Source organism: Kitasatospora sp. NPDC054939, from assembly GCF_053610105.1.
Genome location: NZ_JBSGXP010000253.1, coordinates 1 through 5,341 on the forward strand (window position 1 = coordinate 1; position 5,341 = coordinate 5,341).

Consider the following 5,341-nt stretch of genomic DNA (forward strand, 5'->3'; position numbering starts at 1 on the left):
GTTGAGTTCTCAAGGAACGGACACTTCCTTCGGACCGCCTTCCAGCGGGCCCTCCGGGCGCTTCGTTCTTTCGTGTTTCCAGCTTATCAGATCCGCTCGGCCGTTCTTACCGGCCTCGTTTTCCTGAATTCCCGCTGGGGGGATTTCCTTCGAACTTCGCTCCGAAGCCTATCAAAGCTTTCGGCGTGCTCTGTTCGCGGGATTCGCTTTGCCGGGTGCGCATTCTCGGAATGCATTCGCTCGACTCGGCGGCGTCGTAGACACTAACGCCCGAGCCCGACCGTTGTCCAGTCCGACCCAACCGTTGAAACCTACTCCCCCGTTCGGACCACGTCAATGGTTTTTCGGGGTGCGAGAAGACTAGCAGGTCAGCGGCCTGCCGGGCGCACCCGGCTCAGGCCGCCACCGGCTGCAGTGCGGCCCGGTCGGCCTCCTCCACGTCGCCGGCCTCGCCGGTGGCGGCGGCACGACGGCCGAGCACCAGCGCGTACAGCAGGAACAGCACCTCGGCGACGGCTCCGATGGTGATCCTGGCCCAGGTCGGCAGGCCGGACGGGGTGACGAAGGCTTCGAGGACGCCGGACACCGCCAGGACGACCGCCAGGCCCATGGCCATGCCGACGACCGCCCGGCCCTCCTCGGCGACGGCGGTCGCACGGGTGCGGGGGCCGGGGTCGATGACGGTCCAGCCGAGGCGCAGGCCCAGTCCGGCGGCGACGAAGACGGCGGTCAGCTCCAGCAGGCCGTGCGGGATGAGCAGGCCGAGGAAGAGGTCGAGCCGGCCGGCCGAGGCCATCAGGCCGATGCCGACGCCGAGGTTGAGGACGTTGGTCCACAGCAGGTAGACCACCGGCAGGCCGAGGGCGATGCCGGAGACCAGGCAGAGGACGGCGACCCAGGCGTTGTTCGTCCAGACCTGGGCGGCGAAGGAACTGGCGGGGCGGTCCGAGTAGTACGCCTCGTAGTCGCCGCCCGGCTTGGTCATCTCGCGGATCGCGGACGGCGAGCCGAGGCTGTGTCGGACCTCCGGGTGGTTGGCGATCCACCAGGCGACCAGCGCGGCCGCGAGCAGGGAGAGCACCGCCACCGGCAGCCACCAGCGGCGGGAGCGGTAGAGCGCGGCGGGGAAGCTGACCAGGAAGTAGCGGCCGACGTCCCGCCAGCCGCTGGTGCGGGTGCCGGTCACGGCGTCGCGGGCGCGGGAGACCAGGGAGGTCAGCCGGCCCTCCAGGGTCGGATCGGGGGCCGCCGCCTGGACCTTGGCGAGGTGCCCGGTCGCCCGCTGGTAGAGGGTGACGAGTTCGTCGGCCTCCTCGCCGGACAGCCGGCGCCTTCTGGTGAGGGCGTCCAGCCGGGCCCACTCCCCCTGGTGGGTGGCGACGAAGACGTCCAGGTCCATTCGGCAGCTCCATGGTCGGCAGTCGGCGGGGCCGGTGCGGCCCAGCATGCCAGAGCCCCCGCGCCCGCCCGCCGGGGATGCCGGAGCTGCGGGGCCTCCCTTTCGACGCGGACGGGCGGCACCGTATGTTGACGACTGCAGACAGCGGGATTCCGGGGGGCGGCCCGCGCCGGTGCGCTCCCCTCCACCGTCGGCAGAGCCACTGCCAAGAGCCACCACCGGGTGGCACCACCAACCGGAACGGACGGGTGTCGTGAGCGACCTGGTGACGGGTGAGGCGGTCGTCCTCGGCCTGCGCTCGGCGAAGCTTCCCAGCCGCGCGATGGCGATCGCGCTGGACCTGCTCGTGCAGTTCGGCGGGCTGGTCGTGACCACGCTGGTCCTCAGCCTGGCCCTCACCGACCTGGACGGTGCCGCCGCGGCCGCGCTGATGCTCGGCCTGACGGTGTTCTTCCTGGTGGCCGTGCCCGTGATGACCGAGACCTTCAGCCGCGGGCGCTCGCTCGGCAAGCTGGCGCTCGGCCTGCGGGTGGTGCGCACCGACGGCGGTCCGGTGCGGTTCCGGCACGCGCTGGTGCGTGGGCTGACGGGGTTCTTCGAGATCATCGTGCTGACCGCGATCCCGGCGACGATCGCGTCGCTGGTCTCGCCGGAGGGCAAGCGGCTCGGCGACCTGTTCGCGGGCACCCTGGTGGTTCGCGAACGGGTGCCGGGCGGGCGTTCGGGCCCGCGGCTCCCCCAGGTGCCGCCGCAGCTGCTGCAGGCGATGTCGGGTGAGCTGGTCGCGCTGGACCTCTCCGCCGTGCCCGAGTCGCTCTGGCTCTCGATCCGCCAACTGCTGGGCCGGGTCGAGCAGTTGGACCGGGACGTGGCGGACGGGCTGGCCGCCCGGCTGGCCGGGGACCTCGCCGCGCGCACCGGGCACGCCGTTCCGTACGGGCTGCACCCGGCGGTGTACCTGGGTGCGGTGCTCGCGGAGCGCCAGCGGCGCGAGTGGGCGAAGGCGCAGGGGTACACGGCGGCCCGCCAGCCGCAGCCGGCCCCGTACCCCGCCGCCCCGGCCCCGTACGCTCCCCAGCCCCAGCACCAGCACCAGCACCAGCACCAGCACCCGACGGCGCCGTCCGCCGCACCCGCAGCACCAGCAGCACCCGCCGCCGACGGTGGTCTCTCCCCGCTGACCACGGCCCCCGTCCAGGCGGGCACCGGCCTCCCCGCACCGGGCACGACCGCCCCGACCACCCCGCCACCCGCCGCGCCCGGCACCGGGTTCGTCCCGCCCGCCTGACGGCAGGTCCTCCTCCGGCGGCAGGTCGGCCGGCAACGGAAGGCGGCGTCAGGCGACGACACGGGCCCGGACTCAGCCGCCGAACTCCGGCCAGGCATTCGGCGGCGAGGCCAGCTCCTCCAGTTCGACACCGGCGGCGGCCAGCACGACGTCCCCGGCGAGGTGGACGACCTGCTGCTCGCCGGTCTCCAGGTCGGCGACCTGGTAGCGCTCGACCGTCAGCGGCCCCAGGTCCGTCCCGTGGGTGTCCACGTCCTCCAGCAGCCAGCCCTGGTCGAAGGTGCGCGGCGCCAGGACGGGTTCGGTGAAGGCGACCAGCCGCACCCGGGCGCTCGCCCCGGGGTCGAGCCGCAGCAGCCGGGCGGTGGCGACCAGGAAGGCCGGGGAGCGGCCGGTGAAGCCGTGCGCCCGGTCGTGGCCCTCCGCGGCACTCGTCCCGGCCGGATCGGCGGCGTCGGTGCGCACCCAGGCGACCCCGTCGACCGCGCCGCCGCGCACCTGCCAGCCGCCGGCCCGCAGTTCCATCCGGAGCGGGCGGCTGCGGGAGTCGAGCGTGAGATCGGTGCTGCCGATCACCGCGCCGTCCGGGCCGTACGTCTTGGAGACGTACCGCCAGCCGGCCGGGCCGGGGGCGCAGCTGAAGCGCTCCTCGCCGAGCAGGACGTGGTCGTGGGTGTCGTGGAGCGAGTACCGGCCATTGGGCATGGACGGAAGCCTATGCCGCCGGGCGGGCCGGTCGGATCCGGCGTGCAACCTCCCGGGGCCGGGCCGCATCAGGGAGTCGGACGGCGCGAACGGGCGCCGTGGAGAGGGGGCCCGGGTATGGCGAAGCACCGACGCGACGCCGAGTTCACGGAGTTCGCCGCGGCCGGGGTGCCGTGGCTGCGCAAGGTCGCATTCCTGCTGTGCGGTGACTGGCACCGGGCGGACGACCTGGTGCAGGAGACGATCGTCAAGCTCTACGTGCGGTGGCCGAGGATGACCGCGGTCGAGAACCTCGACGGCTATGCGCGGACGACGCTGGTGAACACCTTCCTCGCGGAGCAGCGCTCCCCGCGGGCCTGGTGGAGCAGTTGGCGCCGGTCGGCCGCGGAACCGGACGACCGGGTCGGGCCGGTCGTGGACCTGGACGCCTCCGTGGACCTGCGGCAGGCGCTGGCGGAGCTGCCGCCCCGGCAACGGGCCGCCGTGGTGCTGCGGTACTACTGCGACCTGTCCGTGGAGCAGACGGCCGAGGCCATGGACTGCTCCACCGGCAATGTGAAGAGCCAGTCCTCGCGGGGGCTGGCGGCACTGCGCCGCATCCTCGATGCCCGCCCGTTCGTGTCGCCGGAAAGGACGCTGTCGTGAACGGAGTTGAGAAGAAGTTGAGCGAAGAACTGGAAGCCCTCGCCGAGTCGACGGCGCCGATCAGCCGGGTCGACGCGGGGTCGGCCGTGGCGCAGGGGCGGGCCCGGCTGCGGCGCCGGCGGTTCGCGGTGGCCGGGGCGGTCGCGGCGTGCGCGATCACGGTGGCCGCGGTGTCGTCGGTCCTGCCGGACCGGACGGTCGGCGGCGCGGCTCCGGCCGCCCCGGGCGGGGCGAGCGGCAGCCCGAGCGCGTCGCTGTCGACGGGGCCGGTACCGAGCCGCGGTGCGGGTCCGATCGCCAGTGGCTCGCCCTGGTCGAGCCCGACCGCAGGCCTGCCCCGGCCGAGCGGCGGCGTGCCCAGCCCGGGTCCGTCGACCTTCGCCGCGACCGGGCCGGATCCGCTGACCACCGAGGCGACCTTCGGCTGGCTGCCCGAGGGCTTCACCGGGGGCAGCTACCTGAAGACCTCGATCGGCAACCAGGCGCGGGCCAACGCACCGCAGGAGGGCGAACTGCGCAACTCCCCGACGCTCTGGCTCAAGGTGTACCCCTCCGACCCCGGCGTCGGCACCTTCGCCACCGGGGACCGCCAGTACCGGGTGCCGGCGCCGGCGGTCAACGGGCGGGAGGCGTACTGGGTGGGCAGCGCCCCCGACCGGAACACCGCGCTGGGCGGCGCGGAACGCTATCTGCGCTGGCAGGCCGCGGACGGCCGGTGGGCCGAACTCCAGTCGATGTACCTGGACAAGCCGGACACCGTGCAGGTGATGCACCGGGTGGCCGGGGGCGTCACGGTGGGGCACACCGAGGTCCCGCTGCCCTTCACGGTGCGCAACCTGCCCGCCGGCGCCGGGCTGCACACGGTGGACATGCAGCGCGGCGGCTGGGTCACCCAGGGCGTGGAGTGGATGGCCTCGATCAGCTTCGAGCTCGACGGCCGGTACCTCGGGGTGTACGTGGCGCCGGACGGCCCGTCGCAGCAGCCGAGCCTGCGTCCGGGGGCGCCGGACGCGAATCCGGACTGCAAGGTCGAGAAGGGCCTGCGGATCTGTGCCGCGTCGATCGGCGACAAGGACGTGTACAAGTCGGTCGGCGGCGCGGCGAAGTGGCTGGAGCGGTTCACCCTGCTCGGCACCGACCCGGCCGCCTGGACCACCAGGGTCATCTCCTGAGCCCGCGCCCTCGGCACAACCGAACGCGGCGCACCGGAACGCGGCGCAGCTGAGCCCGCAGCACAACGGTGAGCAGCGCGACGGAACGCAGCACAACGGCCGGAGGCCGGCGCCCCCCCGCGGGGGGGGCGC

5 protein-coding genes are annotated in these 5,341 nt (G+C 73.8%); 3 read left to right on the forward strand and 2 right to left on the reverse strand.

The window, feature by feature from the left end; translation table 11 throughout:
• Nucleotides 1–394: 394 nt before the first annotated feature.
• Nucleotides 395–1,399, reverse strand: coding sequence for a stage II sporulation protein M (locus ACWGB8_RS37575; RefSeq protein ID WP_452218156.1), 1,005 nt, complete (start codon nucleotides 1,397–1,399; stop codon nucleotides 395–397).
• A 253-nt stretch (nucleotides 1,400–1,652) separates the two neighbouring features.
• Here ACWGB8_RS37575 and ACWGB8_RS37580 point away from each other — a divergent pair, with 253 nt between their 5' ends.
• On the forward strand, nucleotides 1,653–2,687 hold the full coding sequence (locus tag ACWGB8_RS37580; RefSeq protein ID WP_452218157.1) for an RDD family protein: 1,035 nt from the start codon (nucleotides 1,653–1,655) through the stop codon (nucleotides 2,685–2,687).
• Between the two features lie 72 nt (nucleotides 2,688–2,759).
• On the opposite strand, the gene ACWGB8_RS37585 is transcribed toward ACWGB8_RS37580, so the two are convergent.
• Nucleotides 2,760–3,392 (reverse strand): hypothetical protein, encoded by a 633-nt coding sequence (locus tag ACWGB8_RS37585; protein ID WP_452218158.1) that lies wholly within the window; start codon nucleotides 3,390–3,392, stop codon nucleotides 2,760–2,762.
• Between the two features lie 117 nt (nucleotides 3,393–3,509).
• On the opposite strand from ACWGB8_RS37585, the gene ACWGB8_RS37590 reads away from it, so the two are divergent.
• On the forward strand, nucleotides 3,510–4,037 hold the full coding sequence (locus ACWGB8_RS37590) for a SigE family RNA polymerase sigma factor (protein ID WP_452218159.1): 528 nt from the start codon (nucleotides 3,510–3,512) through the stop codon (nucleotides 4,035–4,037).
• Nucleotides 4,034–5,209: a hypothetical protein gene (locus ACWGB8_RS37595; protein WP_452218160.1), complete on the forward strand. Its 1,176-nt coding sequence runs from the start codon at nucleotides 4,034–4,036 to the stop codon at nucleotides 5,207–5,209. The genes ACWGB8_RS37590 and ACWGB8_RS37595 overlap by 4 nt, the downstream gene beginning before the upstream one ends.
• Nucleotides 5,210–5,341 lie beyond the last annotated feature (132 nt).

Coding starts and splice junctions, on each gene's coding strand:
- ACWGB8_RS37590 (WP_452218159.1), top strand. CDS start 3,510: ATGGCGAAGCACCGACGCGACGCCGAGTTCACGGAGTTCGCCGCGGCC.
- ACWGB8_RS37575 (WP_452218156.1), bottom strand. CDS start 1,399: ATGGACCTGGACGTCTTCGTCGCCACCCACCAGGGGGAGTGGGCCCGG.
- ACWGB8_RS37585 (WP_452218158.1), bottom strand. CDS start 3,392: ATGCCCAATGGCCGGTACTCGCTCCACGACACCCACGACCACGTCCTG.